The 16,726-nt window shown below is 41.7% G+C and carries 21 protein-coding genes; 16 read left to right on the top strand and 5 right to left on the bottom strand.

Going from position 1 to position 16,726, the window contains the following annotated elements; genetic code table 11:
• Positions 1 to 26: 26 nt before the first annotated feature.
• Positions 27 to 686 carry an SDR family NAD(P)-dependent oxidoreductase gene (locus tag JOD21_RS16635; protein WP_204730688.1) on the bottom strand — a complete coding sequence of 220 codons (660 nt, stop codon included), beginning with the start codon at positions 684 to 686 and terminating at the stop codon, positions 27 to 29.
• A 207-nt stretch (positions 687 to 893) separates the two neighbouring features.
• On the opposite strand from JOD21_RS16635, the gene JOD21_RS16630 reads away from it, so the two are divergent.
• From JOD21_RS16630 to JOD21_RS16610, 5 genes are all read left to right on the top strand, one after another.
• Positions 894 to 1,202: a PadR family transcriptional regulator gene (locus JOD21_RS16630; RefSeq protein WP_204730687.1), complete on the top strand. Its 309-nt coding sequence runs from the start codon at positions 894 to 896 to the stop codon at positions 1,200 to 1,202.
• 12 nt (positions 1,203 to 1,214) lie between these two features.
• Positions 1,215 to 1,772: a DUF2812 domain-containing protein gene (locus tag JOD21_RS16625; RefSeq protein WP_204730686.1), complete on the top strand. Its 558-nt coding sequence runs from the start codon at positions 1,215 to 1,217 to the stop codon at positions 1,770 to 1,772.
• 16 nt (positions 1,773 to 1,788) lie between these two features.
• Complete coding sequence (locus JOD21_RS16620; RefSeq protein ID WP_204730685.1) at positions 1,789 to 2,112, top strand: hypothetical protein; 324 nt, start codon at positions 1,789 to 1,791, stop codon at positions 2,110 to 2,112.
• A gap of 89 nt (positions 2,113 to 2,201) precedes the next feature.
• Positions 2,202 to 2,537, top strand: a complete 336-nt coding sequence (locus JOD21_RS16615; RefSeq protein WP_204730684.1) for a YfhH family protein — start codon at positions 2,202 to 2,204, stop codon at positions 2,535 to 2,537.
• Complete coding sequence (locus JOD21_RS16610) at positions 2,534 to 2,797, top strand: YfhJ family protein (protein WP_041122026.1); 264 nt, start codon at positions 2,534 to 2,536, stop codon at positions 2,795 to 2,797. Before JOD21_RS16615 ends, JOD21_RS16610 begins: the two co-directional genes overlap by 4 nt.
• 30 nt (positions 2,798 to 2,827) lie before the next feature.
• Here JOD21_RS16610 and JOD21_RS16605 read toward each other — a convergent pair whose 3' ends face one another.
• Positions 2,828 to 3,811 carry a metal-dependent hydrolase gene (locus JOD21_RS16605; RefSeq protein WP_204730683.1) on the bottom strand — a complete coding sequence of 328 codons (984 nt, stop codon included), beginning with the start codon at positions 3,809 to 3,811 and terminating at the stop codon, positions 2,828 to 2,830.
• Between the two features lie 144 nt (positions 3,812 to 3,955).
• Here JOD21_RS16605 and mutY point away from each other — a divergent pair, with 144 nt between their 5' ends.
• From mutY to JOD21_RS16575, 6 genes are all read left to right on the top strand, one after another.
• A complete protein-coding gene (mutY, locus tag JOD21_RS16600) occupies positions 3,956 to 5,071 on the top strand; it encodes an A/G-specific adenine glycosylase (RefSeq protein WP_204730682.1) in 1,116 nt (371 codons plus the stop codon).
• Complete coding sequence (gene fabL, locus JOD21_RS16595; protein ID WP_041122028.1) at positions 5,068 to 5,814, top strand: enoyl-[acyl-carrier-protein] reductase FabL; 747 nt, start codon at positions 5,068 to 5,070, stop codon at positions 5,812 to 5,814. Before mutY ends, fabL begins: the two co-directional genes overlap by 4 nt.
• A 58-nt stretch (positions 5,815 to 5,872) precedes the next feature.
• Entirely contained in the window at positions 5,873 to 6,055 is a 183-nt protein-coding gene (locus JOD21_RS16590) for a gamma-type small acid-soluble spore protein (RefSeq protein WP_041122029.1), read from the top strand.
• Positions 6,056 to 6,181: 126 nt separating this feature from the next.
• Entirely contained in the window at positions 6,182 to 6,418 is a 237-nt protein-coding gene (locus tag JOD21_RS16585) for a YgaB family protein (RefSeq protein WP_204730681.1), read from the top strand.
• A 133-nt stretch (positions 6,419 to 6,551) separates the two neighbouring features.
• The gene (ntdP, locus tag JOD21_RS16580; RefSeq protein ID WP_204730680.1) at positions 6,552 to 7,097 is read left to right on the top strand and encodes a nucleoside tri-diphosphate phosphatase; all 546 of its coding nucleotides are present in this window, start codon (positions 6,552 to 6,554) and stop codon (positions 7,095 to 7,097) included.
• A 180-nt stretch (positions 7,098 to 7,277) separates the two neighbouring features.
• Positions 7,278 to 9,023, top strand: a complete 1,746-nt coding sequence (locus JOD21_RS16575; protein ID WP_204730679.1) for an ABC transporter ATP-binding protein — start codon at positions 7,278 to 7,280, stop codon at positions 9,021 to 9,023.
• A gap of 39 nt (positions 9,024 to 9,062) precedes the next feature.
• Here JOD21_RS16575 and JOD21_RS16570 read toward each other — a convergent pair whose 3' ends face one another.
• Positions 9,063 to 10,178, bottom strand: a complete 1,116-nt coding sequence (locus JOD21_RS16570; RefSeq protein WP_338032917.1) for an FUSC family protein — start codon at positions 10,176 to 10,178, stop codon at positions 9,063 to 9,065.
• Between the two features lie 138 nt (positions 10,179 to 10,316).
• The gene (locus JOD21_RS16565; RefSeq protein ID WP_204730678.1) at positions 10,317 to 11,603 is read right to left on the bottom strand and encodes a glutamate-1-semialdehyde 2,1-aminomutase; all 1,287 of its coding nucleotides are present in this window, start codon (positions 11,601 to 11,603) and stop codon (positions 10,317 to 10,319) included.
• 76 nt (positions 11,604 to 11,679) lie between these two features.
• Here JOD21_RS16565 and JOD21_RS16560 point away from each other — a divergent pair, with 76 nt between their 5' ends.
• The 4 genes from JOD21_RS16560 (at position 11,680) to perR (ending at position 14,944) form a co-directional block, all read left to right on the top strand.
• Positions 11,680 to 12,084, top strand: a complete 405-nt coding sequence (locus JOD21_RS16560; RefSeq protein ID WP_204730677.1) for an ion channel — start codon at positions 11,680 to 11,682, stop codon at positions 12,082 to 12,084.
• 49 nt (positions 12,085 to 12,133) lie between these two features.
• The gene (gene bcp / locus JOD21_RS16555; protein WP_204730676.1) at positions 12,134 to 12,604 is read left to right on the top strand and encodes a thioredoxin-dependent thiol peroxidase; all 471 of its coding nucleotides are present in this window, start codon (positions 12,134 to 12,136) and stop codon (positions 12,602 to 12,604) included.
• A gap of 219 nt (positions 12,605 to 12,823) precedes the next feature.
• Positions 12,824 to 14,365, top strand: coding sequence for an AbgT family transporter (locus tag JOD21_RS16550; protein ID WP_204730675.1), 1,542 nt, complete (start codon positions 12,824 to 12,826; stop codon positions 14,363 to 14,365).
• A 132-nt stretch (positions 14,366 to 14,497) separates the two neighbouring features.
• Positions 14,498 to 14,944, top strand: a complete 447-nt coding sequence (gene perR / locus JOD21_RS16545; RefSeq protein WP_204730674.1) for a peroxide-responsive transcriptional repressor PerR — start codon at positions 14,498 to 14,500, stop codon at positions 14,942 to 14,944.
• 39 nt (positions 14,945 to 14,983) lie between these two features.
• Here the strand turns inward: perR and JOD21_RS16540 are convergent, their stop codons facing one another.
• Entirely contained in the window at positions 14,984 to 15,349 is a 366-nt protein-coding gene (locus JOD21_RS16540) for a YgzB family protein (protein WP_204730673.1), read from the bottom strand.
• A 154-nt stretch (positions 15,350 to 15,503) separates the two neighbouring features.
• On the opposite strand from JOD21_RS16540, the gene JOD21_RS16535 reads away from it, so the two are divergent.
• Positions 15,504 to 16,364 carry a nucleotidyltransferase-like protein gene (locus JOD21_RS16535; RefSeq protein WP_204730672.1) on the top strand — a complete coding sequence of 287 codons (861 nt, stop codon included), beginning with the start codon at positions 15,504 to 15,506 and terminating at the stop codon, positions 16,362 to 16,364.
• The last annotated feature ends 362 nt before the right edge of the window (positions 16,365 to 16,726 follow it).

Below are 16,726 nucleotides of genomic sequence, written 5' to 3'. Positions count from 1 at the left end.
TGATCAGCAGGATCAGCCGGGTTAGGTCAGGATGCCTGAATTTCATCCTGATCCATCTGTTTGTAAATTCTTTCAGCAATTTCTTTCGGTGCAGGGAGTCTCTGAGGATCGGAGATATAATGGTTATGGTCCCAAAATGGGGTATTCATTCCGCCCATGTAAGCTCTCACTACACGAATTCCATCATCAGCCACTTCTTTTGCAAGACTTTCTGAATAACCCCGGAACGCATATTTTGAAGCAACATATCCTGTTTCATTGACTTTCCCTTTTTGTGCAGCAGTAGAAAGGATATTTAATATAATACCACTTTGCTTCTTTTTCATATCCGGCAGCAGCTTATTTGTTAAAAGCATTGGCCCGATTGCATTAATGTGCATCATTTCATTCAACTGATCATAGCTTAAGCTCTCCGCCTTCCCAAAGTGACCAACGCCTGCATTATTGACAAGCAGATCAGGCAGCAGATCCTTTTCTTTCAGCTGCTCATAAAGATCCCGGATAGAAGAAGGGTCAGACACATCAGCAGTCAGGACGGTACTTTCAGCTACTGCTGCTGCAACATCTTCAAGCTTATCAGCTGTTCTGCCAACTAGTACGATATGATAATCCTGTCCGAATAACAGCGCGAGTTCTTTTCCAAGTCCGGATCCAGCGCCTGTGATTAAAGCAATTTTTTTAGTCATTTGAATTCTCCTTTGTTTACATTTAAAAATTTCAAACCGGTAAAACGCTCCTAACCTTTCAAATCAGGTTAAGGGGCGTTTTTTTCAGTGTTGAGAAAAAATAGCAGTGTTCTGCGATAAATAAGACTGAATATTTATGTTGTTAAGTATATCACACTTCGCTATAATCAATTATATCGCAGTACGCTATAAAAAGGTGGTGTTGAATTGGATAAAAGAATACGCAGATATTATATGCCAATGACAGAAACCAGCTTTTATATCCTGTTTTCTTTACAAAATGAAATGCATGGTTACAGTATCATGCAGTTTGTCAAAGACCTTACAAAAGGTGAAATCAATCTGGGGGCAGGTACGGTCTATACCAGTTTATCTAAGATGGAGAAAGACGGCTTAATTGTTCTTACTAAAACAGAGAGCAACCGGAAGTTTTACAAAATGACTGACCTGGGACGTGAAATATTAGATATTGAAATTCTGCGTATCGAAAGATTATATAAAAATTCAAGGACATAGGGGGATGTCAACATGGTAAAAAAGATCAGAAAAAAATTTTATCTTTCCGATTTTGAGGAGGAGCAGGCATTTTTGTCGTCTCAACACAGCGCAGGATGGCAACTCACTGAGATCAGAGGGAAAAAATACTTCTTTGAGGCATGTGATCAGGAGTCTGTTATTTATCAGATCGATTTTAATCCAAAAGAACAGCAAAAAAGCGAGTACATACAATTATTCACTGACTTCGGATGGTCATTCATTACTGAAAAAGAAGGGAAGTACTATTTTTCAAAGCCGGCTTTGCAATACAGTGAAGATCAACTATTCAGTGACCGTGAAACGAAAATGATGATGTGTAATAAAATCATAAAGCGTAAGCTGATTCAGTTGATTCCGCTATCAGTTATAGCGGTTATCATTTCGACAGTTCTGGCATTGAATTTATTTTATCTGGACCTCTTTCCAAGAGGCATTCTTTTCATCTTATCGCTCATATGGATTGGCTGGTTATCACTGACTCTTTACTCAATGAAATACGTATCAGGCTTTTTCAAATTGAAAAAAATCATCAATGGAAATGTGAATTAGAAAGGGGATCTGATGTATGTATGGGTGGTTAAATATTGGCAGCCTCTTGCTGGGGTTGATTGCATGGATCTTACCTATTGCGATGCTCGCAAAGCACAATAAGAAGAATAATAAAAGCTGGCCTTTGTTTTCAATTGCAAGTATCAGTTCCTGCGTCATTGCACTGCTTTTTCAGATTCTATACAACGATTACCTAGTCAGAATAGAGGCTTGGGTGTCGCTGATGGATACGACTAGAGCAGTCGTTGTTCTTTCTGGTATTCTTGCCGGAGTAACGATTATACTAAACGTCATTACCGCATTCGTATACAATAGAAAAGTAAATAAAAGTCACTTATAGGCAGGTAAACAAAATTTCATTTACATAATTCAACTTCCATTCGTGATTTTGCTCTGCGCAACCATTATAATGCTCATGAGGTGTTAAAAATGTCTACAGAAAAAAGATACAGTACGATGACTGAATACGAACTGAAGCAGGAGATTGCCCAGCTGAAAGAAAAAGCGCGTAAAGCGGAAGCGCTCGGCATTGTAAACGAATTTGCCGTTTTAGAACGGAAGTCCATTATGGCTGAAGCATACCTTTTAAACCCGAAAGATTTTCACAAAGGTGAAGTGTATGCGATCAAGAATGATCCGGGCACTTATTTTAAGGTGGATTATCTGAACGGCGTATTCGCCTGGGGTTACAGACTTGGTGGCGAAAGAACACAGGAAGCCCTGCCGATCTCTCTGCTTGAGCAATCTAAAGGAGGTCAATCATGAATGAAATCAGACAGGAACTAATTGATAAACTGCGGATGAAGGATCCGTCACTCTCTGAAACTAAAGCAGGCATGCTGATTGATCTTCTCCGGGAAGACTTTGAAGCGACCTATGCAAAAGCGGGTTATGAATATCAGGGTGAGGAAATGTCAAAGAGAATCGTTGAACAGTGGATTGAAAACTACGGAGACAGAATCAGTGATGTTGCTTCTATGAACGAGAAGTACGCAGCTATATTAAAAAGTGATGATATCCATTAAAAAAGCAGCAGGCTCATGCCTGCTGCTTCGTTATTCATTCGGCAGAATATCCAGCTTCTTCTGCAGCTTTTCTTCGCTGAAGATCCAGCCTGTATAAGAACTCTGAATATCCAGATCCTTATCCATCTGGACAACCGCAACAAATGGATAGTGATCATTACTGCGGTATCTCAGGTCAATAAATCGTACCTCGTACTGATCATCGCCTTCACTCAGTTCCCACCTGTAAAGAGGAGAGAAGGATAAGAAAGCTGATACATTGCGGTCAGTTTTTGCTTTTTGAAAAATTTCATTATCAGGAATAGACTTCTTTTTGAACTTGTCATATATCGTAATCGATCTTCCATATGCCCGTCCCACATAAAAATGCTCTTTTGTCTCGGCTGCAATTCGCCATTGGTAAAAGCGGATTGTAGGTGCGATAATAACATTATCCGCTTTCGGTATCGTTTTTTTAATGGAATGACGCACCGCGGATTGCAGCATAAACCTGATCACATAATAGCCGACAATGACTGTATACATAATGAGAAAAGTTGGAACAGGATTTGCACCAAATCCCCAGATGATCAGTCCGATGATGTGTATTCCGAATATAATCGGATCAAATGTGTTGATCACACCGAGCGCTACCCACCTGGATGAAAAGGGCCTGAGTGCCTGAGTGCCATAGCTGTTGAAAATATCAACGAATACATGCAAAAATACAGCAAGAAACGTCCATAGCCATAAGTGAAGCAGATTCGCTTCAGGAAAGAATGGAAAGATTGCTGCAGTAATGGCAATCGGCCACAGCATCACAGCCGGAACAGAATGTGTAATCCCACGGTGGTGTCTGATATATACAGCATTATTACGGAGTTTCAGCACTGTGTCAGCGTCAGGAGCCTGTGAGCCGATCACAGCAGCTATTAATACGCTCTGGGCAGTTGCAGGATCGTTTGCAACAACTGGGTCAATGGCAGCAAGACCGCCAATCGCAAATCCCATTACGATATGAGTACCAGTATCCATGTGCGACTCCTCCTAACGTACGTTTCAGTTTTTAATTATCTCGTATTACAAGTATATATTGCAAGAAATGATCTGCCTACTAAAACGGCTGTCAATACACTATTCCCCCGAACACCAGTGATTTAACACAAAGGATGATGATTTATGAATGAAGAACTAGAAAAGCGAATAAAAAAGGTAAATGCCAAAAAATTTGGTGAGGATCTTGTCAGTTGGTTTGAACAGGAAATGAGAGAACTGCCATGGCGTGAAAACCGTGACCCATATAGAGTATGGGTCTCTGAAATCATGCTTCAGCAGACGCGTGTGGATACGGTTATCCCTTATTATAACCGTTTTATGGAGCAGTTTCCGTCAGTTGAGGCACTTGCTTTTGCACCTGAAGAAGATGTTTTAAAAGCCTGGGAGGGACTCGGTTATTATTCCAGAGCGAGAAATCTTCAGTCAGCGGTCAGGGAAGTGCATGAAAGCTATCAGGGAATTGTGCCAGATAACCTCAAGGAAATTTCTTCACTTAAAGGTGTAGGTCCCTATACAGCAGGTGCTATTCTGAGTATCGCCTATGGCAAGCCTGAACCGGCAGTAGATGGCAACGTGATGAGAGTGATGTCGCGCATCTTATCAATCGATGATGACATTGCTAAGCCTGCTTCAAGGAAGAAATTTGAGACTGCAGTGAGAGCAATCATTTATGAAGAGAATCCCTCTTATTTTAACCAGGCTCTCATGGAACTCGGTGCAATTGTCTGCACTCCTACTTCACCTTCATGCTTTTTGTGTCCCGTACAGGAACACTGCGCTGCATTTGCAGAAGGTACACAGCATGAATTACCTGTAAAAAGTAAAAAGAAAGCGGCAAAAACAGTTGAACTGCTGACTGTTATCGCTGAAAATAATAAAGGTAAAGTGCTGATCAGCAGGCGACCGGAGCAAGGACTGCTTGCTAATATGTGGGAATTTCCGAGCTTTGAAAAAACACCTGGTGTAAATGCCGGGCAGCAAATGATCGAATACTTACAAGCGGATCATGAAGTAGAAGCAACCCTGACTGATGAAAAGTGGATGACTCAGGATCATATATTCACTCATCTTGTCTGGAAGATGCAAGTTGGACGGGTGACCGTTACAAAAGAGCCTGCGCTGACAGAACAGATAAAGTGGGTGGACCAGACTGAGATTGAAAAGGTGGCCATGCCTGTTTCTCACAGGAAAATCGCTAACCGCTGGAAAGAGTCAACAGAAAAGGAGACAGAAAAATGACAAACAAAGTAGCATTAGTAACAGGCAGCAGCAGAGGTGTAGGTAAAGCAGCAGCGATGGCTCTGGCTGAAAAAGGGTACGATATTGTGATCAATTATGCGAGAAGCAAAAAGGCTGCCCAGGAAACAGCAGCTCAGATTGAAGAAATGGGCCGCAAAGTACTCATTGTCCGTGCAAACGTTGGGGATAACGAAAAAATTAAATCAATGTTTGAACAAATTAAAGAACATTTCGGGAGACTGGATGTCTTTATTAATAATGCAGCTTCAGGTGTATTGCGTCCTGCAATGGAACTTGAAGAATCACACTGGAACTGGACGATGAATATTAACAGTAAAGCGCTGCTGTTCTGTGCGCAGGAAGCAGTAAAGCTCATGCCTGAAGAAGGCGGCAGAATTGTCAGCATTTCTTCACTCGGTTCAATACGCTATCTTGATAACTACACGACTGTTGGTGTTTCAAAAGCAGCGCTCGAGGCATTGACACGTTACCTTGCAGTGGAACTTGCACCAAGGAAAATCGTTGTAAATGCTGTATCAGGCGGCGCGATTGATACAGAAGCACTGACTCATTTCCCTAATCGTGAGGAACTGCTTGAAGACGCAAGAAGTAAAACACCGGCAGGAAGAATGGTTGAAATTGATGATCTTGTTAAAACAATTTTATTTCTTGTCTCTGATGACTCATCCATGATCTGCGGCCAGACGATCATTGTAGATGGCGGCAGATCACTTCTTGTATAAGTTATGAATAAGATCGCACGCTCCGGACCATATTAAGTGTCACGGAGGTGAGATCTCAATGAAAAAACAGCCAAACAAAACACAAGCCGGCACAAATGTTGAAAAAGTAAAGCAGCAAAATGCAGGAGCATTTGCTGAAGAGTTCGCTTCAGAAACAAATGCTGCTGAAGTAAGACAGCAGAACAAGCAATCTGAAGCTAATAAAGGCAATCAGAACCAGCAGCAAAACAAACGTTCATAATGAATGTCGAAAAAACCGCCCCTGGGCGGTTTTTTTGTCGTAATATTTATGGACGAACGACAAAAGGAGTCAAAGGAGAAATCGATTAAAAGTGGAATCTGTTCTTATCAGGAGGGATTTCACTTTATGAATACATTTAAAGCAAAGGTCTATCAGCAAATGGAAACGGCAGAGGAACTACTTCATCTCTATGCAGAAATCGAGAAGAAAAAGAAAATGCGGGAGTTCTTACTGTCTATGGAAATACATGATTCAGCAGATCAGCTCTACATTCAGCTTCAGGAACTCGATTGCAGGTTAAAACAGGTACAGGAAAAGTTTGATCACCAGATGAATGAAGTCGTTCATATAAGAACTGAATAGAATCATCTAAGCAGCTGCCCGTCTGGGTGGCTCTTTTTTTATGAAAGAGTTATAATAGTGAAATACATACATGAGCGGACCTGACAATCATCAGGAAAATGTAAATTTTTTAATCAAAGGCAGGAGATGGAGGATGACGCTACCAGCAGAAGGGCAGAGTATACAAATACACAGCTACAAACACGATGGGCTCATTCACCGGGTCTGGCAGGAGACAACTGTTCTGAAAGGAACGAGAAATATTGTCATCGGAGGTAATGACCGTACAATTGTGACTGAATCTGACGGACGTACCTGGCTGACTAGAGAGCCTGCAATCTGTTACTTTCATGCGGAACACTGGTTTAATATTATCTGTATGCTCCGTGATGACGGGGTTTATTATTACTGTAACTTGAGCTCGCCTTTTGTATATGAAGATAAAGCAGTAAAATACATTGATTATGATCTTGATATTAAAGTATATCCGGATATGTCATATACGCTGCTTGATGAAGATGAATATGAGGAGCACAGGAAGCTGATGGGTTATCCTCCGGTAATCGACAGAATCCTTCAGCGCAATGTTGATAAACTGATTCGCTGGATCAAGCAAAGAAGAGGGCCGTTTGCACCTGACTTTATCGATGTTTGGCACAGCAGATATCAATTTCAAAAAAGATACCGCTTAAAAGAATGAACACGACCATTCCTGTTGGCCAGTTTCAACAGGATTTTTTATGTTTAAATCTGTTGTTTTAAGTTATAAAGGCAAGGCTATTTTAAAGCTCAATGTTGTTTTAGCACAGCTGGTGATTGCAGCGGAAATCATCAGTTCACTTTTACAGTGCGTGTTTTGTAGAAAGAGGAGGGGATATGTATGGACAGTATAAAAAGATATATGAAATTCGTAGCACCATATAAATGGCAGATTATCTTCACACTGCTGATCGGTGTGATTAAGTTTGCCATTCCCCTGTTAATTCCGGTTCTGATTCAATACGTTATTGATGATATTGTAAACGGGGATATGGGGGCAGATGAAAAGCTGAACCAGTTGTACTGGCTCATAGGTGGAGCGATGGTACTGTTTGTTATTGTCAGACCACCGGTTGAGTATTACAGACAATATTTTGCACAGTGGACAAGTAATAAGATTTTATTTGATATCAGAGATCAGCTGTTTTCACACCTGCAGAAATTAAGCTTTAAGTATTATTCCAATACAAGAGCGGGTGAGGTGATCTCCCGGGTCATTAATGACGTTGAACAGACGAAGAACTTCGTCATGACAGGGTTGATGAATCTGTGGCTTGATATTGCCACGATTTTAATTGCAGTCGGAATTATGCTTAGTTACGATGTGAAGCTGACGCTCGTATCTTTAATCGTTTTCCCGCTCTATGCATTTTCTGTCCAGTACTTCTTTGGGAGACTGCGTTCACTGACACGCTATCGCTCACAGGCACTTGCCGAAGTGCAGGGTTATTTACATGAACGTGTACAGGGAATGAGTGTCATTAAAAGTTTTGCAGTAGAACCGCATGAACAGAAACAGTTCGACCAGCGGAACGGAAACTTTCTCGATAAAGCGATTGACCAGACAAAATGGAATGCAAAAGCTTTTGCGGTCGTGAACACGATTACTGATATTGCGCCGTTAATTGTCATCGGTTATGCAGGCTACAGCGTCATCAATGGTGACCTGACGCTTGGGGTTATGGTTGCCTTTATTGCTTATGTAGAACGCTTATATAATCCGCTCAGAAGACTGGTGAACAGTTCAACTACACTCGTGCAGTCGATCGCATCAATGGACCGCGTATTCGAGCTTGTCGATGAAAAATATGATGTGGATGATAAGCCGGGTGCAAAAGAGGTTAGTAACGTAAGGGGAGAGGTCTTTTTTGACCACGTTTCTTTTACTTACGATGAAAAAGAAGAAGACGTATTAAAAGATGTTCATCTTCATGTACGTGCAGGTGAAACGATTGCGTTTGTCGGTATGAGTGGCGGCGGTAAGTCGACCATCGTCAGTCTGATCCCGCGTTTTTATGATGTAACGAAAGGCAGAGTCCTGCTTGATGGGAAGGATATCCGTGATGTGCAGGCGCGCAGTCTGAGAAATCAGATTGGCATGGTGCTGCAGGATAATATTCTTTTCAGTGAATCTGTCATGATGAATATAAAAATGGGAAATCCTGAAGCGACAGAAGAAGAAGTGATTGCAGCTGCAAAAGCGGCTAATGCCCATCACTTTATAATGGAACTTCCTGAAGGCTATTACACCAAAGTAGGTGAGCGGGGTGTGAAACTCTCAGGTGGACAAAAGCAGCGCGTTGCAATTGCGCGGGTGTTCCTGAAAAATCCACCGATTCTGATAATGGATGAAGCGACTTCAGCGCTTGATCTTGAAAGTGAACAGCTGATTCAGGATTCAATTGAGAAGCTCGCTAAAGACCGGACTACTTTTATTGTGGCTCACAGACTTTCAACCATTACACACGCTGACCGGATCATTTTGATTAATCACGGACAGATCGCAGAAAGCGGTAACCATCAGCAGCTGATGGAGAAAAAGGGTCTTTACTATAACCTGTTCCAGGTGCAACAGCTTGGAGAATAGAAAAACGCGATTGGAAAGTTGACTTTCCAATCGCGTTTTTTAGATTTCCCGTTCCTGAAGCTGTACTTCCTGATCCTCCTGATGGTAACACTGCATCGAAGCGATCAGCGTATCAAGGTGAGACAGGTGCTCTTCATATTCAAGCATCGCAGAAAGTACATGCAGCAGATGATAACCGCTGTTTTCCTCTTCATTGCGCGCCTGATTAACTTCCTTCATGAAAATATCCGTTAATTCCTTATGATTCATGCACGTATGATTAATCTGCTCATTATCGATAGCAGGCTTAATTTTTCCGGCAAACCGCATTAGCAGCTGTTCATGATAACTCATCAGACAATCAAGCTGCTCCTGAATAATCATTTGAAGCGATTCAGGTACGTGGTGAATATCATTTTCAAAACGGTGAAGCCTCTTAAGAATTTCAAAGCTTCGTCTCTCAGTTGAAATCATCTGCCGGTAGACAACGAGTTTACGCGTTTTAGCAACCGAATTCTTTTTCAGAATGCCGCGTTCTTCTTTATATAAAAGATAAATCTGATCAATTTTCATTAATCGTTCCTTAAACTTTTCAATATCCTTTTTCAACAGCTGATGTTCAGTCGCATGACGTGTGCTCAGTCTGATCCATTTGATCATATCGTCAGTTGTTGTGGAGATATGATGAAACAGTCTATTTTCGTACTTTGGCGGAATAAAAATAAGATTAACAATAAATGATGACAATACGCCAAGCATAATCGCTGCAAAACGCAGCAGTGCAAATGTGATAAATTCGTCATTCTGTACTTCCATAATCGCAATCAATGTAACAAGTGCAAGACCAATTGTTGATTCAATACGGAGCTTAAGAATAATCGTGATTGCAATGACAGCTGCAAAGCCGATGACAACTACGTCATTACCAAAAAGCAATACGAATACAATTGCGACAACAGCACCTATGACATTTGCCTGAATATGCTCAAGAATTGAGACAAATGACCGGTAGATTGTCGGCTGAACGACAAAGGCTGCAGCGATCCCGGCAAATATCGGAGTCGGCAGGTTCAGCTGTTCAGCTAAAAAGAGAGCAAGGACAATTGCAATTCCCGTTTTTAATACGCGGGCTCCAAGCTTCATGTATAAAATAAGTCCTTTCTTAACGTAACTCACGTTTATTATTGCGCTTGGCAATAGTAGTAATATACATTGGATTAAGGCTTACTGCAAGCGAATTAAACAAGAAATTGACATTGGAAAAAAGGAGGCGTTTTCACATTCGAAAACGCCTCCTCTCATATTAATTGGTGATTATAATTTCGAAAAAGCAACATCGACTGCTTCAAGTGTTTGATGAATGTCTTCTTCTGTATGTTCAGTCGTCAGGAACCATGCTTCGTATTTTGAAGGGGCAAGATTAATACCCTGTTCAAGCATGAGCTTAAAGAAGCGGGCAAAAGTCTCACCATCCGTTGCTTCAGCCTGTTCATAATTTACGACCTTCTGATCGGTAAAGTAGATGGTCAGGGCGCCTTTCAGACGGTTAATTGTGATCGTGACATTATGCTTCTTGGCAGCTGCTGCGATCCCGTTTTCAAGTATTTTTCCGAGACGGTCCATTTCCTCATATACGCCGGGCTGCTTCAATACTTCAAGGCACGCAATGCCGGCCTGTATGGAAGCCGGGTTACCGGCCATTGTCCCTGCCTGATAAGCCGGGCCTAGCGGTGCGATCTGTTCCATAATATCCACTCTTCCACCATAAGCACCGATTGGCAGTCCGCCACCAATAATTTTACCCATTGCAGTCAGATCCGGCTTGATACCAAGCAGGTCCTGAGCACCGCCATACATAAACCGGAAAGCAGTGATCACTTCGTCATAAATAACCAGGGCTCCGGCTTTGTGTGTTAATTCATTGATCTGTTTCAGGAAGCCTTCTTTCGGCTCAACGATTCCGAAGTTTCCAACGATCGGTTCAACCAGAACGCCTGCAATTTCATCTCCCCATTTATCAAGTGCTTCTTTAAATGGTTCGATTTCATTAAACGGTACGGTAATCACTTCACTTGCAATATTTTTTGTGACACCGGCAGAGTCAGGTGTGCCAAGTGTTGATGGGCCTGATCCTGCTGCAACTAATACAAGGTCAGAGTGGCCATGATAACAGCCTGCGAATTTGATGATTTTATCACGTCCCGTATACGCTCTCGCTACACGGATTGTCGTCATGACTGCTTCGGTTCCGGAGTTGACAAAGCGTACCTTCTCCATTGCAGGCATGGCTTCCTTCAGCATTTTTGCAAATGTAACTTCGTGTTTTGTCGGTGTCCCGTAAAGGATACCGGTTTCAGCTGCATGCTGGATCGCCTTTGTAATATGCGGGTGCGCATGACCGGTAATGATTGGTCCGTATGCTGCAAGATAATCAATATACTGATTACCGTCAACGTCCCAAAAGTAGGCGCCTTTTCCGCGTTCCATCGCAACAGGCGATCCTCCGCCTACTGCTTTGTAAGATCTCGACGGACTGTTTACACCGCCGACAATATGTTCAAGTGCTTCAGCATGAAGCGCTTCAGAATTCGTATGTTTCATTTGATATCCTCCTGTCATTGATTCTTACGTATTTTAATATGATCAATATAGATCTGCAAACGAAAGGAGTATGCATATGGGATGGCTGCTTGTTGGGGCAACAATCTTCACAATGACACTCTCAGTCAAAACATTATTAAAACTTCCATGGGAAGGTTATATGTTTTCGCTGCGGAATTTCCTTTATTTAAGCTTAACATATACTGTTCTGTTAATTGGATTTGCAGTCATTTATACTGTATTTCAAATAGAAGGGATGGATGTAGTGGACCACGCTGAATCAGAATCATTCTGGGCGCTGTTTCTGACGATGCTTTACTTCAGCGCTATGATGATCTTTTCAGTAGGGAATGGCGAGCTGCTGCCTCAGGGTATAGGGCGGGGGATTGCGGTCACAGCTGCTTTTATAGGACAGGTTCTGCCGGTTACTGTCATCTGGACTCTGATTGCAAACGGAGGCAGTCAATCTTTTGAAAAATAAAGCCCTGTCCGTTATGCTTTAGTCAAAGATCAACCAGGGAGGTTTTTTGATGACTGCAGCTAAAGGACAGAAAGCACCGGATTTTACATTAAAAACACAGGATGGCAGTGAAGTCTCACTATCGGATTACCAGGGAGAAAAACAGGTGATTCTCTATTTTTACCCTAAAGATATGACGCCCGGATGTACCACACAGGCCTGCGATTTCAGAGACAATCATCAGTCGTTTGAGGAACTCGATGCTGTTATTCTGGGCATCAGCCCGGACCCTGAAGAAAAGCATAAAAAGTTCGCAGACAAACATGATCTGCCATTCACGCTGCTTGTGGATGAAGACCATAAAGTGGCTGAAGACTACGGGGTATGGCAACTCAAAAAGAATTTTGGTAAAGAATATATGGGTATTGTCAGATCAACATTTGCAATTGATAAAGACGGTACGATCCTTGAAGAGTGGCGCGGTGTGAGAGTGAAAGGACACGTGGAAGAAACTCTGCAGTACTTAAAAGATCGCGCTTAATACAGCGTTAGTTCAAGAGTTATTGCAAGTACGAAAGTTATAAGTTAACAAGGCTGAGACAAATGTTTCAGCCTTGTTTTTTTAATGATAAGAATATTGTTTTTATTTTGGATTTTGCTGTAAGCCTTTAAATTTCTGAAAAGGATCATTATAATGACTTTACCTGTCGTCAGGTGAGTTTTTAGAAAATTGATTTTTGTGAAAAAGTGGGGGAAATTAATGGACACTGCAAAAAAGCGAGGTTTTTTTACCAAAGGGCTTGATGGTATCGAGCGCGTTGGTAACAAGCTTCCTCATCCGGTTACGCTGTTCTTTCTATTTGCAGCAATCGTTGTATTAGCTTCAGCACTTGGTTCAGCTTTAGGCTGGACAGTTGAAAATGCTGAAGGTGAAGAGATTGCGGTATTTAATCTCTTAAGTTCTGAAGGGATTCTGTATATGTTCGAGTCAGCTGTGACGAACTTTACAGGATTTGCGCCTTTAGGTACGGTGCTGGTAACAATGCTTGGTATCGGGATTGCTGAGAGATCAGGACTGATCTCAGCAGCACTGAAAGCACTTGTTACTTCAGTTCCAAAACAGCTGTTAACAGCTGCACTTGTATTTGGCGGTATTATGTCTTCGATGGCCGCTGATGCGGGTTACGTCGTACTTACACCGCTTGGAGCGGTATTATTCGCCGGGCTTGGCCGTCATCCGCTTGCCGGTCTTGCAGCGGCTTTTGCCGGTGTATCGGCAGGTTTCTCAGCAAACCTTCTTGTTACATCACTCGATCCGTTATTAGGTGATCTGACCATTGCCGCAGCTGCAACAGTGAATCCGGCTTATGCTGATGGTATGAATATCCTGATGAACTATTACTTTATGATCGCATCAGTTGTACTGCTGACAATTGCAGGTACATTTGTAACTGAGAAGATTGTTGAGCCACGTCTTGGAACATACAAGGGAACTTACGCTGGTGAAGAAGGCGAAGACATGACAACAGTAAGTCCTGAAGAGAAAAAAGGTCTTTGGGCTTCACTGATTGCGATTATCGTAACTTCAGTTCTGATCGCACTGCTCGTTGTGCCGTCATGGGGGCCGCTTCGTGCAGGTCTGCCAAATGATGAAATCCTGTCAGCTCCGTTCTTCCAGACGCTGGTACCGATTCTGTTTATCTTCTTCCTGATTCCTGGTGTTGTCTATGGCATCGTCACGAAGAATATTAAAAATGATACGGACGTAGCGAATCAGATGGGTGACACCATGGCGACAATGGGCATGTACATTGTTCTTGCCTTTGCTGCAGGTCAATTCGTGGCATACTTTAACACGAGTAACCTCGGACAGATTTTTGCTTACAATGCTGCAGGCTGGCTGAGTGATGCAGGTCTTGATGGTATGCTGCTCGTACTGGCCTTTATGTTTGTAGTAGGCCTCATCAACTTGTTTATCGGTTCATCTTCGGCTAAATGGGCATTTATGGCACCTGTGTTTGTACCGATCATGATGAAGCTTGGATATGCGCCTGAATTCACTCAGGTACTGTATCGTATTGCAGATTCAACGACTAACATCATTTCGCCGCTCATGCCTTACTTTGCAATCGTGATTGCATTTGCTCAGAAATATGACAAGAAGGTTGGGATCGGTACACTGATCTCGACTATGATTCCTTACACAATTGTATTCTCGATTGTCTGGGTCATTATGCTTCTTGTATTTATGTACACAGGTATTGATCTTGGACCTGGTGCGAATATATTCTATGATAAATAATCAGAAACAGGGCTCCTTTTACAAGGGAGTCCTTTTCTTTTTTCTACCTATATATATTTGACAAATATAATAAGAGGCAGGTACACTATTTATAAACATTATAAAGTAAGACTTTATATAGAAAGAAGGTGCATGGCGGTGTCAGAAGTGCAATTAAGAGATGCATTAGATTCGCTGAAAGGTACAGGAGTACGTATTACTCCTCAGCGTCATGCGATTTTGGAGTATCTGGTAGACGCGATGTCACACCCTACTGCTGATGAAATTTATAAAGCACTCGAAGGGAAATTCCCGAATATGAGTGTGGCGACCGTTTACAACAATTTGCGTGTATTCCGTGAAATAGGGCTCGTAAAAGAACTTACGTACGGAGACGCTTCAAGCCGCTTTGATTTTGTAACAACAGATCATTATCATGCGATTTGTGAAGACTGCGGAAAAATTGTGGATTTCCATTATCCAGGACTTGATGAAGTTGAACACCTGGCTTCTCATGTAACAGGTTTTAAAGTGAATAATCACCGTATGGAAGTATACGGGACATGTAAAGAATGCGAAGCCAAAGCAGGCGCTCATTAATTAGAACAATAAAAAAGCAGCTCCACTGGAGCTGCTTTTTTATTGTTCTGCAGACTGTTTTTTCTTCTTATTATAGTTTTCATCAAATTCTTTACCGTCAAGATTTGGATCAAGCGTAAGCGGCTCGCGGCAGTGCATACACATATCCACGCGGCCGAGTACTTTTGTCGGCTTCTCGCAATTCGGACATGTAACCACGACAGCCCTTGTTGATAACATCCCTATCCAGAAATAGACCACCATACTAAAAAGAATAGACAGCATGCCGAGTGAAATAAAGATCAGCATAATGATCGGATTGTCTCTGAAAAAAATTCCGCCATACATAACAATGACACCGATAAAAACAAGCGCCAATGCAAAAGAACGGATTTTGTTAATTTTATTAGAATAAGTTTTTGCCATAATTGTCCCTCCTGCACTTTTACTATATCATAGAAAGCTGCAAACAAAATATTGAAATCGTGACGGAATAATTAAGAAAACACATGAAGGAAATCAAGACCTTATGTCGAATAAATGTAGTTGAGCAACTTAAACAGTGAAGGAGCCATTACACATGGAAGATATTCTACGTCCGATCTATCAGGAGCGTGCCAGTCAGACCAACACGCTCGGGATCGTTATTATGGAAAAGCGAGATAAAAAAAGTCCGATTACAGATACGTTTGATACAATTCTATTGATCATTGTAAAAGAATCTGAAAATCCTGTTTTCATTAAGCACTACACATATGAAGATAAAAAAGCTGCTATGCATATCGTGACAGAAGACCGCCTGAGAGAGTGGCTGCTTCTCGGATCGAACCGCAAAGTTGTCGACTGGCTGTTAAATGGAAGAGCCGTATTTGACCGGAATGAATTTATCGATCAGCTGCGTCAGGAATTGAAGGATTTTCCTTTCTACGGTCGTAAAATCAAAATGGGTATTGAATATGCAAAGCTCATCAGAAGGTATATGGACGGTAAATCATTTTTTGAATCAAAACACTTTCTTGATGCGTACAACCACGTAGTCCATTCACTTCATCACCTTGCAAGACTTGCCGTGATTGAAAATGGATTCCATCCTGAAGTTACTGTATGGAACCAGGTCAGACAGATTGAACCGGAAATCTATAAGTTATATGAAGAACTGGTGAATAGTGAAGAGACGCTCGAGAAAAGACTTGAACTGTTATTTTTAGCAAGCGAATTCTTAATCCATTCAAGAATGGAAGTTGGATCCGGCCATCTGGTCAGCATTATGGAAGAGAAGGAAAGCTGGAGTTTTCAGGAGCTTCACCTGCATGATGAATTGAGCTATTACTCGGTTGATCTTGCAGTGATGATTGAATTTCTTCTAGATAAAGGTGTAGTGAATACACAGCCAGTAGAGACAAAAGGTAAAGGGATTTATCACAGACACTATTACGTCTAGGTGCTGATGAAGAGCAGGAGGAGACCTGCTCTTTTACTATGAATACTCTGAATATATGTTTTTTGAAAAACTTTTTAAAAACCTATTGATCTTTTTACTCCCCCTTGTTAAGATATTAAATGTCGCTGATGAGGCGGCAACAACGCGACAGAATAAAATTTAAAAAACTTATTGACGCAGGGAAATAAATTATGCTAATATAAGAAAGTCGCTTGAGAGAGCAACACCGCGTTTCTTCTATAGTAAAGAAGAAAGCGGCAGGAAAGAATTGAACCTTGAAAACTAAACAACCAAACGTCAACGTTTTAAGATTTTAAGTCTTTTTCGAACAAAAAAGACAATGAGCTTTTCAAACACTTTAC

The sequence above is a fragment of the Jeotgalibacillus terrae genome (genome assembly GCF_016908195.1).
Classification (GTDB): Bacteria; Bacillota; Bacilli; order Bacillales; family Jeotgalibacillaceae; genus Jeotgalibacillus; species Jeotgalibacillus terrae.
This window is presented reverse-complemented; position numbering and strand designations above follow the sequence as displayed.